General features: G+C 59.7%; 13 protein-coding genes. 6 read left to right on the top strand and 7 right to left on the bottom strand.

The window, feature by feature from the left end; all coding sequences use genetic code 11:
- The first annotated feature begins 24 nt into the window (after positions 1-24).
- Both recQ and yaaA read left to right on the top strand, forming a co-directional pair.
- Complete coding sequence (gene recQ / locus AC2FJC_RS10705; RefSeq protein WP_496739488.1) at positions 25-2,064, top strand: DNA helicase RecQ; 2,040 nt, start codon at positions 25-27, stop codon at positions 2,062-2,064.
- A gap of 35 nt (positions 2,065-2,099) precedes the next feature.
- Positions 2,100-2,870: a peroxide stress protein YaaA gene (gene yaaA, locus AC2FJC_RS10700; protein WP_496739487.1), complete on the top strand. Its 771-nt coding sequence runs from the start codon at positions 2,100-2,102 to the stop codon at positions 2,868-2,870.
- On the opposite strand, the gene AC2FJC_RS10695 is transcribed toward yaaA, so the two are convergent.
- On the bottom strand, positions 2,861-3,322 hold the full coding sequence (locus tag AC2FJC_RS10695; protein WP_282119644.1) for a VOC family protein: 462 nt from the start codon (positions 3,320-3,322) through the stop codon (positions 2,861-2,863). The two genes, yaaA and AC2FJC_RS10695, sit on opposite strands and share 10 nt — an antisense overlap.
- Before the next feature lie 9 nt (positions 3,323-3,331).
- Complete coding sequence (locus AC2FJC_RS10690; RefSeq protein WP_496739486.1) at positions 3,332-5,548, bottom strand: response regulator; 2,217 nt, start codon at positions 5,546-5,548, stop codon at positions 3,332-3,334.
- 115 nt (positions 5,549-5,663) lie between these two features.
- On the opposite strand from AC2FJC_RS10690, the gene AC2FJC_RS10685 reads away from it, so the two are divergent.
- The gene (locus tag AC2FJC_RS10685) at positions 5,664-6,509 is read left to right on the top strand and encodes a 2-keto-4-pentenoate hydratase (protein WP_496739485.1); all 846 of its coding nucleotides are present in this window, start codon (positions 5,664-5,666) and stop codon (positions 6,507-6,509) included.
- Positions 6,510-6,513: 4 nt separating this feature from the next.
- Here AC2FJC_RS10685 and AC2FJC_RS10680 read toward each other — a convergent pair whose 3' ends face one another.
- The 4 genes from AC2FJC_RS10680 to AC2FJC_RS10665 are packed head-to-tail and all read right to left on the bottom strand — an operon-like array spanning position 6,514 to position 13,188.
- On the bottom strand, positions 6,514-8,553 hold the full coding sequence (locus AC2FJC_RS10680) for a hypothetical protein (RefSeq protein WP_496739484.1): 2,040 nt from the start codon (positions 8,551-8,553) through the stop codon (positions 6,514-6,516).
- Positions 8,550-11,312, bottom strand: a complete 2,763-nt coding sequence (locus tag AC2FJC_RS10675) for a DUF4159 domain-containing protein (RefSeq protein ID WP_496739483.1) — start codon at positions 11,310-11,312, stop codon at positions 8,550-8,552. The genes AC2FJC_RS10680 and AC2FJC_RS10675 overlap by 4 nt, the downstream gene beginning before the upstream one ends.
- Positions 11,309-12,184, bottom strand: coding sequence for a DUF58 domain-containing protein (locus AC2FJC_RS10670; protein ID WP_496697334.1), 876 nt, complete (start codon positions 12,182-12,184; stop codon positions 11,309-11,311). The genes AC2FJC_RS10675 and AC2FJC_RS10670 overlap by 4 nt, the downstream gene beginning before the upstream one ends.
- A complete protein-coding gene (locus AC2FJC_RS10665; protein ID WP_496697336.1) occupies positions 12,181-13,188 on the bottom strand; it encodes an AAA family ATPase in 1,008 nt (335 codons plus the stop codon). The genes AC2FJC_RS10670 and AC2FJC_RS10665 overlap by 4 nt, the downstream gene beginning before the upstream one ends.
- Before the next feature lie 64 nt (positions 13,189-13,252).
- Between AC2FJC_RS10665 and AC2FJC_RS10660 the strand changes: the two genes are divergently transcribed.
- The gene (locus AC2FJC_RS10660; protein ID WP_496739482.1) at positions 13,253-13,831 is read left to right on the top strand and encodes a DUF1285 domain-containing protein; all 579 of its coding nucleotides are present in this window, start codon (positions 13,253-13,255) and stop codon (positions 13,829-13,831) included.
- Here the strand turns inward: AC2FJC_RS10660 and AC2FJC_RS10655 are convergent.
- Positions 13,828-14,766, bottom strand: coding sequence for a DMT family transporter (locus tag AC2FJC_RS10655; RefSeq protein ID WP_496739481.1), 939 nt, complete (start codon positions 14,764-14,766; stop codon positions 13,828-13,830). The genes AC2FJC_RS10660 and AC2FJC_RS10655 overlap by 4 nt on opposite strands.
- Before the next feature lie 181 nt (positions 14,767-14,947).
- On the opposite strand from AC2FJC_RS10655, the gene AC2FJC_RS10650 reads away from it, so the two are divergent.
- Together AC2FJC_RS10650 and AC2FJC_RS10645 are read left to right on the top strand one after the other, a co-directional pair.
- Positions 14,948-15,697 carry a hydroxypyruvate isomerase family protein gene (locus AC2FJC_RS10650; RefSeq protein ID WP_496739480.1) on the top strand — a complete coding sequence of 250 codons (750 nt, stop codon included), beginning with the start codon at positions 14,948-14,950 and terminating at the stop codon, positions 15,695-15,697.
- A 79-nt stretch (positions 15,698-15,776) separates the two neighbouring features.
- Positions 15,777-16,007: a DUF2798 domain-containing protein gene (locus AC2FJC_RS10645; protein ID WP_082637211.1), complete on the top strand. Its 231-nt coding sequence runs from the start codon at positions 15,777-15,779 to the stop codon at positions 16,005-16,007.
- The last annotated feature ends 29 nt before the right edge of the window (positions 16,008-16,036 follow it).

Raw genomic sequence — 16,036 nt, 5'->3', positions numbered from 1 at the left:
CCTTAAAACAGGGCAACCCCGCACATGTTCGACGCCGCACCGATGCTGCGAGATGTCTTTGGATTCGACGACTTCCGTCCCGGGCAGGAAGAGATCGTCGATGCCGTGACCGCAGGTGAAAACGTGCTGGCGATCATGCCGACGGGCGGCGGTAAATCCCTGTGTTTCCAACTGCCTGCGTTGATGCGGGATGGCGTGACGGTGGTGATTTCCCCGCTGATCGCCCTGATGCGCGATCAGGTTCGCGGGCTGCAAGAGGCCGGCGTTGAAGCAGGTGCTTTGACCTCAGGCAACACGCCCGAAGAAACAGATGCCGTGTGGGAAGCGCTGGAGGCCGGGCGGCTCAAGCTGCTTTACATGGCCCCCGAACGTCTGGCGGCAGGGTCGGCGCTGGGAATGCTGCGCCGGATCAACGTCAGTCTGATTGCCGTGGATGAAGCCCATTGCGTCAGCCAGTGGGGCCATGATTTCCGGCCAGACTATCTGCGGATCGGAGAACTGCGCCGCGCACTGGGCGTCCCCCTCGCCGCCTTCACCGCCACCGCGGATGCCGAAACGCAGGACGAGATTGTCGAAAAACTGTTCGACGGCACGCCCCCCAACAAGTTTCTGCGCGGGTTCGACCGACCAAATATCCACCTTGCCTTTGGGGCCAAGGATGGCCCCCGCAAACAGATCCTCGACTTTGCCAGTGCCCGAAAAGGGCAATCTGGCATCGTCTATTGCGGCACGCGCAACAAAACCGAGGTGCTCGCGCAAGCCTTACGCGCGGAAGGTCACTCTGCCTGCCACTATCATGGCGGAATGGAGGCCGAGGATCGCCGTATCGTCGAAACCCGCTTTGCCCGCGAAGACGGGTTGATCGTGGTTGCCACCGTGGCTTTTGGCATGGGCATCGACAAGCCCGACATTCGATGGGTCGCCCATGCCGACCTGCCCAAATCCATCGAGGCCTATTATCAGGAAATCGGCCGTGCCGGCCGTGACGGTGGCCCTGCCGAAACGCTGACCCTGTTTGGCCCCGACGATATTCGCCTGCGCCGCTCGCAAATCGACGAAGGGTTGGCCCCGCCAGAACGTCGCATGGCCGACCATGCACGCCTGAATTCTCTATTGGGTCTGGCCGAAGCATTGGTATGCCGCCGTCAGACTCTGTTGGGCTACTTCGGTGAACAGGCCGAACCTTGCGGCAAGTGCGATCTGTGTGACACCCCGCCCGAAGTGTTCGATGGGACCACGCCCGTCCGCATGGCCTTGTCTGCAATCCTGCGCACCGAGGAATGGTTCGGCGCCGGCCACCTGATCGACATCCTGCTGGGCAATGAAACCGACAAGATCCGCGCGCGACGTCATGACCAACTGTCGACCTATGGGATCGGCAAAGAGTGGTCGCGCCCGCAATGGCAGGCCATCTTCCGGCAGATGATGGGGCATGATCTGGTCCGCCCGGACCCCGAACGCCACGGCGCACTGCAAATGACCGAGGCTGCCAAGCCCATCCTGAAGGGTGAGGCCCGGATCAACCTGCGCAAGGACACATTGCGCAAGGCCGGACGCCGCCCGGCGGTCAAAATGATGGTGTCCGAAGAAGACGCGCCGCTGCTATCGGCCTTGAAAGCCAAACGGCGCGCTTTGGCCGAAGCCGCGCGGGTACCGGCCTATGTCATCTTCCCTGACCGCACGCTAATCGAAATGGCTGAGAAACGCCCCCTGTCGCTGGACGATATGGCCCGAATTGGCGGGGTCGGCGCGAAAAAGCTGGAACGTTATGGTGACACGTTTCTTGAAGTCGTCACCGGTGAGGTTGAAGCCGTTCATCCCGCGCGCCGCAAATTGGCTGGCCGCGATCAGGGCGATATCTATGATCAGTTGCTTGAAGTGCAGTCGCAGCTGTCACGCGGTCCGGAGGGGATCGACAAGCCGCTAACTTGCTCGGCCTCGCAACTGGCCAAGGTCGCACAGTTGCGGTCAGGTGACCCGCGCGCGATCGAACATGTTCTGGGTGACCGCCGTCACGAAAGGTTTGGAGCGGCCTTTCTGGACGTGCTGCGACAGACGGACTAGATACGGCCCAGAACAGGCAAGGAAAGAGAGCGGATATGCTGGTAGTTATTTCCCCGGCCAAGCGGCTGGACTGGGCAGAACGGGATGTCGAAGTCACGCAGCCAGACTTTCAGGACGATGCCATTCGCCTGTCGAAAACCGCCCGCAATCTGACGTTGGGTGATCTGAAAAAACTGATGGACCTAAGCGATGATCTCGCGCGCCTGAACCGCGACCGGTATCGCGCATTCTCAGACGCGCCCGAGGAGGAAGTGACACGCCCCGCCGCGCTGGCCTTTGCGGGCGACACCTATCAGGGGCTCGAAGCTGCGTCGCTGGATGCCGAGGAGATGGCCTGGGCGCAGGATCATCTTCGCATTCTGTCCGGTCTTTACGGTGTGCTGCGCCCGCTGGATTCCATTCAGGCCTATCGGCTTGAGATGGGCAGCAAGCTTAAAACCCGCCGCGGAAAGAACCTGTATGAGTACTGGCGCGATCAACTGAGCAAAGCGCTTAATGCGCAAGGTGCTGAGGTTGGATCAGAAGTCCTGGTGAACTGCGCCAGCCAGGAATATTTCGGCGCAGTAGACCTTAAAGCACTGAAGCTGCGCGTTATCACCCCTGTTTTCATGGAAGACAAAGCAGGCACGCCTAAGATCGTGAGCTTTTTTGCCAAAAAAGCGCGCGGTGCGATGGCACGGTATGTCATTCAGCACAGGCTGGACGCCCCCAAAGGACTGCTGGACTTTGACTCAGGTGGTTATGAATACCGCCCCGATTTGTCAGAAGAAAACAAACCAGTCTTCGTGCGCCCCTATCAGGCCTGATCCAACATAGATGGGTCATAAGCGACCAGTTCGACCGTATTGCCTTCGGGGTCTTCGGTGAAGATGCCGCGCCAGCCGATCCATCCGAACTGCTCGACGCGGTAGGGCTGGCCAAGGTGGTCATACCACCGCATTACCGCATCTTGTTCGTCAAATGGCAGCGACAATGCGATATGATGAAGGGATGACGCGCCACCCGTCACCGGGTTTTGCGACCCGGTCGGGTGCAACCCTGGTCGCGGGGCGGCAGTGTGGTGAAACAGGGCCAGAACCTGCGTATGGCCACCATATCCGGGCGCGATTTGGAAAAAAGTGATCGCGCTGTTGTGGTCACCGCTAAGACGCTTTAACCCGATCACGTTTTCATAAAACGCGACCATGGCGGCCATATCCACACAGCGGATGGCAATCTCACCCAGCGCGCGGGGCTGAAATCCACGATCTTCAGACATGGGTTCAATCTAGTCAGCCCGGATTTCCTCTGCAACAACCGGGCAACAATCATCCGGCCTATGGGTCAGAACCATATGGTGAATCGTCTGCTTTTGCAGCGGTTTGGTCAGGTAGTGATCCAGTCCGGCAGATAAGATTCCCTGATCGTCACCAGCCATCGCATGAGCCGTAAGGGCGACAATAGGAACATGGCGGCCAGTCTCAATCTCACGGCGCCGGATTTCGGCTGTGGCCTGTTTGCCGTCCATTTTAGGCATCGAGATATCCATAAAGATAAGGTCTGGGTCAAACTCCTGATACGCCTGCACCGCTTCGATCCCGTTGCCGGCAAAGCGCAAGTCAATGTTTAAATCTTTGAGCATCTTCTTAAGAATCAGTTGATTGGTCAGGTTATCTTCGGCCGCCAGAACACGCATGATGCGCCGCGTTCCTTCACATGCGGGCTGGTTGAGTGCCTGGCTGATCGGTGCGGTCTCCGAAGGCGTCTCGACGCCCTTTGGATTGCCAAGCGCTTTCAGGCGGGCGTATAGCTCGGCCCTGGGGATCGGCTTTTGCAGAACGCCTTGGATCAGGTGGCGTGCGGGGTGGGCGTGAATGACACCGGGATTGGCCGACATCACGACAACCGGCAGAGCGCCCCACCACCTGTCTTTCAGCAGGACAGCCAGCTCAAGCCCGTCCATGTCGGGCAGGTCATGATCGCACAGCAGAAGGTCCACACTGTCGTCCAGCGCCGTCAGCGCCTCTCGCCCCGACGTGCAAACGGTGCCCTGAACCCCCAGCCGCCCTAGCTGTTTTGACAGGATCGCGCAGTTGGCGGCCAAATCCTCGACGATCATCACATGGCGCAGGCGCCCGTCAAGATCGGGCGGGGCAGGTTGCGGGCCTTCAGCGGTCGGCAGTGAGACACGAAAGCCAAAGCAGGACCCCTGCCCCGGCTCGCTATCCACCCAGATAGCACCGCCCATTAATGTGATCAGTCGCTTGGTAATGGCAAGGCCCAGACCGGTCCCCTCAAAGGCCCTGTTCCGTTCGTCTTCGACCTGATTGAATTCACCAAAAATGTGCCCGATCTTGTCTTCGTCGATGCCGATGCCGGTATCTTCGATTGCAACATGCACGTCGCAGGATTGGGTATCCGGGTTCGGCACACCGGTGACACGGATCAGGACATGGCCCTCGGACGTGAACTTGACCGCATTGCCGACGAGATTGGTCAAAACCTGCCGGACCCGCCCCGGATCGCCGACAAACAATGTGGGCAGGAACAGATCGTAATCCACCAGCAACGAAAGCCCCTTGTCCCGAACGCTGGGTTGCAGCAGCATCGCGACTTCAAGAATGCAGCGTTCAAAGTCGAACTGTTCCGGGTGCAGGGTCAGCTTGTCCGCCTCGATCTTGGAATAGTCCAGGACGTCGTTGATAATCACCAAAAGCGCTTCGCCGGAATTGCGGATGGTGTTCAAATACAGCCGTTGTTCTTCATCCAAAGGTGTTTCGGTCAGCAATTCGGTCATGCCCACGATGCCGTTCACCGGGGTTCGAATTTCATGGCTCATATTGGCCAGAAAGGCCGATTTGGCGCGGTTTGCCGACTCGGCCCGTTCACGAGCAGCGGTCAATTCGGCCTCATGGCGCACGGATGCCGAGATGTTCAGGGCCAGGCTCACCACATCGCCACCATGACCGCGCTGGTCGATCAGCTTAATGTAATGGCCGTTCCACAGCCGGATAACCTCGGGCTGTGGATGCGGCATGGCCCATCTTTGCAGCATTCTATCGCGCCAGCCGGGCGTCGGCTCGGACCCAAGATCAATCAGCCCCTCGGTCGTCAGGATCTCCAGAATCCTCGGATAGGTCACACCCGGCGCAACCTCTTCCAGCCCGTCAAAGACGCTTAAGTAAGCCGCGTTTGCCCCAATCAGGCGACTTTCCTCGTCAAAGAACGCGAATCCATCCTGAATGGTTTGGATTGAATGCCACAAGCGGCGCTCGGCCACCTCGATCTTGGCGTTGGCGACCGTCAGATCGGACTTGACCTTTTCATTTTCACCCCGGACCGTTTCAACCTCGGCCTGGGTTTCACCGATCCGCCTGGTCAATGCCATCGCATGCAAGCCCAGTTTGCGGTTCGCGGCCGACAGCTCTGCCTGTTTCATTTCCAACAACCGCTCGGCCGCCAGACGTGCGCGCCGTTCCTGTGACAGTTTTCCTGCAAGACTCATCTTTGGTGTTTCCGGGACAATCTGTGTCCAGCATCCGGGCAGAGAGTGAAGAACTGTTTAAGCCGTTGCCCAATGATCGAATCTCGTGCCACTCTTGCCAAAACGGAGGTGTGATATGCGGTGTTTCTTCGGCGCGTTGTTGGCCTGTGGCGTATTTGCTCATCCTGTGGCGGCGGGCTGCGCAACGGATGGCCAGATCGATCGGTTCGTCGCGGATTACCTCTCAGCTGCACCCACACCTGCCCTTTCATCTGATGGCACAATGAATGACGCGCTGTGCACGCAAGCGCTCATAGTGTCTGCATTAGAGCCACATTTAGGGCCGGTTATCGGCTACAAGGCCGGTCTGACCAGCGCGCCTGCACAAGAAAGATTTGGCGCTTCTGAACCGGTTCAGGGCGTATTGTTCCGCGACATGATGCTGAATGACGGCGCGACCGTTCCATCAGACTGGGGCGCGCGACCGGTGTTTGAGGCCGATCTGGTGCTGGTTGTGGGCGACGCGGATATCAATCAGGCCACATCGCCAGAGGAGGTGCTGCAAGGCGTCTCAGCCATCCGCCCGTTTATCGAACTACCTGACCTGACCTTTGCCGAGGGTGAACCGATCACCCCGGTCACGCTGACAGCAATTGGCGTTGCTCCGAAACTGGGCGTTTTGGGTGCAGAAATCCCTGTGTCCGATCCGGCAGCTATGGTGCAGGCCTTGGCTGATATGACTGTCACCCTCCGCGCCGCAGATGACGAGATTCTGGCGCAGGTACCGGGCACAGCGGTACTGGGGCATCCGGCCAATGCCGCCCTTTGGCTGATGTCCAAAGGGATTGAATTTCAACCGGGGGACTTGATTTCCGTCGGATCATTCGGGCCGTTATTCCCGCCTGCAAAGGGTAAAGGCGGGGCATCAGTGTCTTACGACGGCTTGCCCGGCAATCCCACGGTCAGCGTGGTGTTTGACTGACCTGTCACCGTCCCTCGCGCAGCCAGCCCGCCAGAAGGAACCCGCCCGCCAGCAGCAATACAAGCCAAGGTGGCAATAGCCCGGCCTGCGTCACGTCACGTGTTTCATAGGCGTTGCGCGGGGTCAGACCGATCCATCCGCGCCCTGATGCGGGACGCCCGGCACGTACGTTGCGGATCGACGGCAAACCCTCCTCCAAACGCACCGTACCGCCGCGCAATTCTGCCGTCACAGGTTCCAGAACCTCGGCCGTTGCGATCGTGCGTTCGAATTCCTTGGGTGCCGCGGGGCCAAGCCCGATGACGGTGGATTGCTCCCCTTCCTGAAGGCGATAGAGGCCGATTTCCGGCCCGAAATACTGTGCTTCGAACCGCCCCGGCGAGACCTCATCCAAGGTAATTTCGACCGTTTCGCCGTTCGGGCGGGTTACGGTTACCGGCCCGACCTCATCCCCCAGCGTTTGACGGATGATGCGCATCACCTGACCATTGGCCTCGGCCCACAAGGCCTCTTCCTCGAGCTCGGGCTCTTTCATCATCCAATGCGCCAATCGGCGCAGCAATTCCAGCTGCGGTCCGCCACCTTCGAATCCCCGGCTCCACAACCAGGCATGGTCCGAGGCCAGCAGCGCCACGCGCCCTTCGCCAACACGGTTGAGCACCAACAGGGGCCGGTCATCCACGCCCGTCATTAACACCTCACCCGTGCGGTGATTGACGTCGATCTGGCGCAGCCAAGCACCCCAGTTATCCGAGTCGCCAAGGTCAGTCGTGACCGGATGGCGATGCCCCAAATCGGTTACCATCGGCACATAGCGTTCCTCGATCACCCGCGCGGTGGGTTGCGCAGGCAGGATTGGTGCCAAAGGCGAGCGGAAGATACTGTCGGCGCTGGCAAAATCCGGTCCGGCAGCAACAAGAACGGCACCGCCTTCGTTGATATAGTTGGTGACATTGTCCAGATAGATAGCAGGCAGGATGCCACGCCGCTTGTATCGGTCAAAGATGATCAGGTCGAAATCGTTGATCTTTTCCAGAAACAGCTCGCGCGTCGGGAAGGCGATCAGTGACAATTCATCCACCGGCACCCCGTCCTGCTTTTCAGGGGGGCGCAGGATGGTGAAATGTACCAGATCCACGGAACTGTCAGATTTCAGCAGGTTGCGCCATGTCCGCCCGCCCGGATGCGGCTCTCCGGACACCAGCAACACGCGCAGCCGGTCGCGGACGCCGTTCATCTGGATCAGGGCGGTGTTGTTACGGTCGGTCAGTTCGCCCTCAGCCTCTGGCACGGTGAACTGAATCACATTGCGCCCGCCATGGGGCAGCGTGATCGGCAGCTCAACATCAACACCAATGGGAATCGTGAATTGTTCGGCTTCGGCCCCGTCGACCGAAATTTCGAGCGGCGCGGTCGAGGCCCCAGTGGGTGCTGCACCGCTATCTTCAACCCTTAGGGTCAAGGTAACGGGTTCATCAATAATGGCAAAGGCAGGCGCATTGCGGACGATCAGGCGGCGATCCCAATCCGTTGTACGCCCTGTCTGCAAAAGGTGCATGGGCGCAGGCAGATCGGGGGCCTGATCGGCATCATGCACGATGCCGTCCGATACAACTAGGATGCCCGCGATCCGCGCGCGCGGCTCTTCGGCCAACGCTTCGTTCAGCGCCGCGATCACCTGCGTGCCTTCGTCCCCATCACCATCACCCACCTTGATCCGACGCAGTTCCGTATTGTTGCGGGATTCAATCTCAACCGCCAGTGCCTCGGCGGCCTGTGTTGTCTGGTCCGCCCGGTCCGAAAGGGTCTGACTTGCGCTTTCATCCTCGATCATCAGAACGATATCGGTCAGCGGCGCGCGATCTTCGATCTGATAGACCGGACCTGACAGCGCAGCGATCACAACCAGCGCCGCCAAACCGCGCAAAGCCCAGCCAGACAGACCGCGCCACAGGGCCAGAACAACCCCAGCGACAGCAATCGCCACTACGATGGCGAGAATGGGCCAAGGGATCAGCGGATCGAAGATGACGGTTCCTGTCATTGTCCCAACCTGTCCAGCAAGGCAGGCACGTGCACCTGATCTGATTTGTAGTTCCCGGTCAGCACATGCATCACCAGATTGACACCAAAGCGGTTTGCAAGCTCACGCTGCCGCTCACCCGCATACCCGCGGCCGACCGGCAGCAGTGCCTGACCGTTGCGATCGATGGCCCAGGCCGCACCCCAGTCATTGCCGCCGATCACCACTGGCGTCACGTTATCATTGAGGTTGCGGAACGGCATGCCTTCGATCTGTTCGGCATCCATGGGTGCGGCCTCGACCCACACTTCGGTGCCCGCGTAGCGACCCGGAAAATCCTGCAAAAGGTAGAAGGCACGGGTCAGGACATGGTCACGCGGAACAGGCTCTAACGAAGGGATATTCAGCGGAGCCGCAATCTGTTGCAGCTTGCGCCCATTCGGGCTGGCGGCCCCGAAGCGCGCCACATCCGCGTCGCGTGTGTCGAACAGGATCATTCCTCCCGAACGCAGGTAAGCGTTGAGCTTGGCATAAGCCTCAGCCGACGGTTGCGGCTGGTCAGGTGAGATCGGCCAATAAAGCAGCGGGAAAAACGCCAACTCGTCCCGTTCCAGATCCACGCCTATGGGTTCAGCAGGTTCTACCGATGTTCGGAAAAACAACGTCTGAGCCAATCCGCGCATTCCGGCGGCCGCAATATCGTCAACCTGTTGATCACCCGTCAGAACATGCGCCAGAACCAATTCCTGTGTGGCGCTCAAAGCGAAATCTGTACTTTCGGGCGTTTGCGCCTGTACTTCGGGCACCAGCAAAATTGCCCCCAGTACGACAGCCGCTGCCCTGGCCAGACCCAGACGACCGGACAACGCCAGCGAGGCGATGACGTCGATCGTCAGTAACAACAATGCAAGGCTCAGCAGTATACCCCCAATGGGTGTTTCGGTGCTGACCTCCTGACCCTTGATCGGAACATCCGACGGCCAGACCGCTGGGCTGAGAACCGTTTCATCGGTCAGAACATTGCGTGCCAATTTCTGTTTGCCGCTTTCGTAAAGGCCGGGTCGCAGATCGGGACCGATCTGACCGGTCACAAGCTCAACACCATCGACGCCCGGTAGATTTCCGGCATCAGACAGAACGCCAAAGCCATCCATAACCTGAATCGGTTCCCATGTGGTGCCTTGCAACTGTGACTCCTGCCGCGATTTCGCCGCTGATGACACCGCCAGCCGGTCCAGCATTTCAACAAAAAGCCCAGACAAGGGAAGGCTGGACCATTCGGCATCTGCTGTGACATGGAACAGTACAACCTGCCCCAAACCCAACGCTTTTCGCGTCACCAAGGGCGTGCCATCCGAAAGTGAGGCAATAACCCGATCCGCCAAATTAGGGTCTGGTTGCGCCATGACTTGCGTGGTCACTGTGACATCTTCCGGCACCTGAAGTCCGTAGAAGGGCGAGTTCTCCGGGAAAGGTGCCAGCCCTTTGGCTTCGCCCCAGCTCATCGCGCCACCGACCGAGCGTCCGCCGCTGCGCAGGCGCACCGGCAACAGGGTATCCTCGGCATCCCGGCCAAGATCGCTGGCTGCCATCCGCGGACCGGCAAAGCGCAGCAGCAAACCGCCCTGTTCCACCCATTCGACCAGCGCCGCTTGTTCGGACCCGGCCAGTTTCGCCACATCGGCCAGCACGATCACATCGGGATTGGCGGGCAGGACTTCCAGCAATCCGCCATCGACAAAGTCCGCCGTAGGGGTCAGAACTTGAGTCAGGTAATGCAACGGCGACAACAGCTCTAACCCTTCGCGGTTCAGCGATCCGGCAATCAGGGCGACTTCGCGCCGCCGCAAGCTGTCATCGGTCAGCGTGACGGCCCCTGCCGAACGCTCACCCTGAATCTCGAACCGGGTGATGCGCGCGCGCAGTTCGGAAGGCAGCGACAGTTCTACCTGCGTCTGTGTCTCACCGCTGGCAAACTCCATCTCGGCCGATTGCAGAACACGCATTGCACCGGCGGGGTCACGCCCCTGAGCCAGAATCGTGATTCGATCTGCAGGACCGGGTTCCGCCCGTTGCGCGGACAATTGAATAACCCCGTCCTGATATGTAGCAGGCAGAATCGCAAGCGCAGGCGTCGGGGCCTGATAGACTGTCACATCACCGCGCGCGCGCAGGGCAGCCAAAATCGCCTCGTGCCCCTCGTAGGTCAGGCGGTCGCTGAACCAATGGGTATCAAACCCTCCGTCCACCTGATCCATGGCAGCCAGCGCCATTTCGACTTGCGCCCGGGTCGGCTGCCACGGTGTCGGGGTCAGCCCCGGCAAACGGCCGCGCCATGCTTCGGCGGCTTGGAAAACGGGGGCTTCAGGTTCGGTCAGGCGCAGGATGGCCACGGTACGACCCGCGCGCCCGGCCTCGGTCAGCTGCACATCGATCTGATCCAGCGTCGTTGACCAGCGGGTCGCCCCGGCCCAGCTGGCATCCAGCACCAGCAGCAACGGACCCGAGCCTGCCTGATCGCGCGAGGGGTTCAGGACCGGTCCGGCCAATCCAATGATAATCGCCGCGGCCGCCAGCATGCGCAGCAACAGCAGCCACCATGGGGTGCGGTCAGAAACGCTTTCGTCATCCCTCAACCCCAGCAGAAGTGTCACGGCCGGGAACAACCGACGGATCGGCGCGGGTGGCACGGCACGCAAGATCAGCCACAGGATCGGCAGGGTCAAAAGACCCATCAACACCCACGGTGCGGTAAAGCCAATGCCCGCCAGAATCGTCATCCCGTACCCCCATCGAGCGCACGATAGAGCCACAACAAAGCTGCTTGCGCACTGTCATTGGTGTGATGCAGCCCCAGTTGCCACCCCGTCGCACGGCACAGCCGTGTCAGCGCATCCTTACGCTTGGCAAGCCGTTCCAGATACCGCTCACGCAGATCTCCGGCCTTTAGGGTTTCATGGCGAACGGAACCGCCGACGCTTTCAAAGATCGTACGACCGCGATAGGGAAAGGTCTCTTCTCCGGGATCAAGAACCTGCAGCACCAAGCCTCGCACCCCACGGTCGGCGGCTTTGGTGAGGGCCAGTTCAACCTCATCCAGCGGACCAAGGAAATCGGAAATGAAAACGGCGCGGGCATGCGGGATCATGGCGCGGTGTTCGGGTGGCGCATAGTCGGACTCAGCATCCTCGGACCATGCTTCTGCCAGTCGGATGACCTGCGCGTTGCCGCGCCGTGGCGGCAGGGTCGTGCCGGTCAAGCCGACGCGCTCACCCCCGCGCACCAGCAGGATCGCGGTTGCCAACCCCAGCAGACGAGCGCGGTCGGCCTTGGTGGGCAGGTTCTTGTCGGACGCAAACCGCATCGACGCGCCCTGATCGACCCACAGCATTACCGATTGCGCAATTTGCCACTCACGTTCGCGCACAAATTGCTGATCCCCCCTGGCAGAGCGCCGATGGTCGATCATCCGGCGGCTGTCGCCGATCTGAGCAGGGCGATATTGCCAGAAGTCATCACCAAGCCCCGCGCGGCGGCGGCCGTGGTCGCCCAGCAGAACGGTTCCGGCCAATTGCTCAGCCCGTGCCAACAACGGCGGCAGCCGGGACGCCTCGGCTTCAGATCTTTCTCGAAGGGTTAGCGCCGCATTCACGCCGCAGCCTCGGTGCGGACAAGACCAGCGGCAGTAGAGTCGATCAGGTCAGCCAAACTGTCACCGCGCGCCCGCGCCGCAAAGTTCAACGCCATCCGGTGGCTGAGCACCGGACGCGCCATGTCCAGCACATCCTCGGAATTTGGGGCCAAACGCCCCTGCAGCATCGCCCGGGCGCGCACTGTCATCATCAGCGCTTGTGCAGCACGGGGGCCGGGGCCCCAGGCGACGGTTTCAGCCACCCGTTCGGTAACACCCGCCTCTTCGGGGCGGAAGGCGCGGACAAGATCGAGGATCAGTTCCACAACCGAGTCCCCGACCGGCATCCGGCGCAACAGGGTCTGAGCGGCCAACAGCTCTTCCTTGCTGAAAATCTCGTGCGCTTCGTCCTCTTCCACGCCAGTCGTGGCCAAAAGAATATCGCGCTCGGTCTGGCGATCGGGATAATCCACGTCTATCCGCACCAAAAAGCGGTCCAGCTGCGCCTCGGGCAGTGGATAAGTACCCTCTTGTTCGATCGGGTTTTGCGTCGCCAATACGTGGAATGGTTCACCCAGATCGCGGTCTTCGCCAGCCACAGTCACAGTGCGTTCCTGCATCGCCTGCAAAAGCGCTGACTGAGTCCGGGGGCTGGCGCGGTTGATTTCGTCCGCCATCAGCAGCTGACAGAAGATCGGACCGGAAATAAAGCGAAAGTGGCGGCTGCCATCCTCGGCTGTGTCCAGAACCTCGGACCCCAGAATATCGGCGGGCATCAGGTCGGGTGTGAACTGGATGCGGTTGCCGTGCAGACCCATCACGGTCGACAGCGTTTCAACCAGCCGCGTCTTGCCAAGCCCAGGCAGGCCGATCAGCAGGGCGTGGCCACCGCACAACAGGGCGGTCAGCGTCAGGTCCACGACCCTTTCCTGTCCGATAAAGCGACGGGTGATCGAGGCCTTGGCCTCTTGCAGTTTGATTTCCAGCGCTTCGATCTCGGACACGAGGTCGGCAGGTTCGGTCATGACTTTCCCTTCCGTGGGCTATTATGGTTGAAGTGTATCGCGCGAAAAGGAAATGGCAAAAGCAATGAGCGGACAAAAACCTGTGACCCCCTCTCCGGACGGGCTGGCGGCCTCGGTCAAAGCGGCCAAAACCAGGGGTTTACCCCCTGTTCACCTGTGGAATCCTCCGTTTTGCGGCGATCTGGACATCCATATCGCAAAAGATGGGTCTTGGACTTATTTAGGGTCACCGATCAACCGGTTCGAGCTTGTGAAGCTTTTTTCCTCAATTCTTAAGAAAGAAGACGGGAAATACTACCTTGTGACCCCGGTGGAAAAGGTGGGAATCACTGTCGAGGATGCGCCGTTTGTGGCCGTGGATTTTGACGCGACAGGCGAGGGTCGGGCCCAAATACTGACATTTACGACCCGTGTTGGTGATACCGCGATTGCTGGCCCTGATCAGCCAATCCGGATTGTCATCGATCCCGAAACAGATGAGCCGTCACCTTATGTATTGGTTCGCGCAAATCTTGAGGCGCGCATAGATCGCAAAAGCTTTTATCGTCTTGTGGACATCGCAACGCACAAAGATGGCTGGTTCGGCGTCTGGTCCGGTGGGCAGTTTTTCCCACTTGTCCGGTCGGACAGCCTGACCGACTAGGCCGGTTTTGCGACCCGACGGTCCTGTGCCAGAACAACAGCCATTGCCACGACCCCTGCGCCCAGCGCACGGGTCCAGTTCCACTCTTCGCCCAGCACTAGCATGATCAGCATCACGTAGAAGGGGGCGACATTGATGTGAAAGGACGTAAGCGCGACACCCAGTTTGCCAATCGATGCAACAAACAGGATCTGGCTGAGCGCCATGGAAATCAGCGAATAGATCGCCAGCATTCCAATTTGACGTGAGTCTATAGAAATGGACGGCACGATATCCATGCCCAGATGATGTGCTCCGGCCATCAGGATGGTTGCCATGAAGAACCCGCCAACAAATGTAACCGCTGCGCGCCCGGTTTGGCTTAATTCGGGGAAATCTCGCGAGGTTGCTTGGCTACCCCAGCAAAACAGGGCTGTCGCCGCAACGGCACAGGCAGCGCCTAAACCCAACTGCGCCGGAGCTACGGCGCTGGTGGCGATCAATCCGCCCACTACCGAGATCAGAACCCCAACAGCAAAATTCCACTTGAGCCGTCTGGTACCAGACGCAAGTTCCAGTAGCGTTGCAATCAATGGCGCGCATGAGGCAATGATGGCCGTTGTGACCGGGTCAGTCAGTTTTTGCGCCACGATCAGCAGAAACATCCCCAGACCGATGCCAAACCCGCCGACAACAAACGCATGCCTCCAACGGGCGCACAGAACCCGTTCCGGGCCATCTATCATGACCCAAATCGGGAGTAGAAACGCAACAGCCATGGCCATGCGCGCAACCAACAGCGCAACTGGCGGCCATGTCTGTAACAGCACCTCGGCCGCCGGAAACCCAGCCGCCCACGTCAGCATGGATGCTACGGCCAAGCCATTGCCAGACAGGGCCGAATTTTGCCCGGCAGACGCAGAAAGGGCGTTCCCGCGCGCGGGGTCTGGGCTCATCGCCATAATGTTCGAACCTTTTGTTGGCACGGCGTTCTGAAATGATTCGCCGCGTTGCCCCAAACCTCGCTGATTCAGTCAGCCCGATCTGGTCGAATTTCGACAAACTGTCGTTTTCAGTCTCTTTCGTTGAAATCGCCTCGCGGATAAGGTCAGCGCACCAGCTAACCAAAGGCCTCCGATGCCAAAATTCGCAGCCAATATCTCTCTGCTCTTTGCCGAGCTTCCCTACCTGGACCGGTTTCAGGCCGCCGCAGAGGCTGGGTTCAAGGCGGTCGAAATTCTGTTTCCCTATGAACTGGCCGCCAAAGAGACACACCGCGCGTTGCTGGCCAACGGTTTGGATCTGGTGCTGATCAATGCGCCTCCACCCAATTACACCGGCGGCGATCCCGGTTATGCCGCTGTTCCCGGTGGTGAAGGCCGGTTCCAGTCGGATATCCGCCGCGTTTTGCGCTATGGTCAGGTGCTCCGCCCGGGGCTGATCCACATCATGTCAGGCTATTCCTCGGGACCGGACGCATTTGAATGCATGGTGCACAACCTGCAATGGGCAGCCGACCTTGCACCGCACCAACGATTTACGATTGAACCGCTCAACCCCGTGTCTCAGCCCGATTACTTCCTCAACGATTACAACCTGGCTGCTGTCATCCTGGACCGTGTGGATCGCCCGAATGTCGGCCTGCAATATGACAGCTTTCACGCCCATATGATCCACGGAGATGCGCTGGCTGTTTGGGAACAGTTTCATCCAAGGGTCGTACATGCCCAGGTCGGAGCCGCCCCGGACCGCTCTGAACCGGGACGCGGTCCGACGGATTTCACTCAGCTTTTTAACGCCATGACGGCGTCGGGATATTCTGGCTGGGTTAGTGCCGAATACACCCCTTCAACATCCAGAACCGTGCATTCACTGGGATGGATGTGACGCCAGATTCCCTATTCCGTCTGGCAATCAGGGGGAAAATATCTAAAACCGGGGCATCACGACCTTGAGGATGCCCGAAATGATCCCTGCCCGCTTGGCCCACGCTGTATTCGGACTGATCATGTCCGGCCTCATGTCCTGTATCGTCACTGGCATCGCCACGGTCAAAGCTGTCGGTTTCGGACCGTCAACATTTGGTGACTGGATGGGTTCCTGGGCTTTTTGCTGGCCCATCGCCTTTGCCGTCATCCTGACCCTTGGACCAACAGTAAAACGTATGGTCGAGGGGTGGGTCAGACCGCAGGACTGACCCGCCGCAAAGAGGGCCCGCCAGGCCTG

It is taken from the genome of Ruegeria sp. CDSB117, assembly GCF_059611005.1.
The sequence above is the reverse complement of the archived record's forward strand: the minus strand, read 5'-3'. Positions and strand labels throughout refer to the sequence as shown.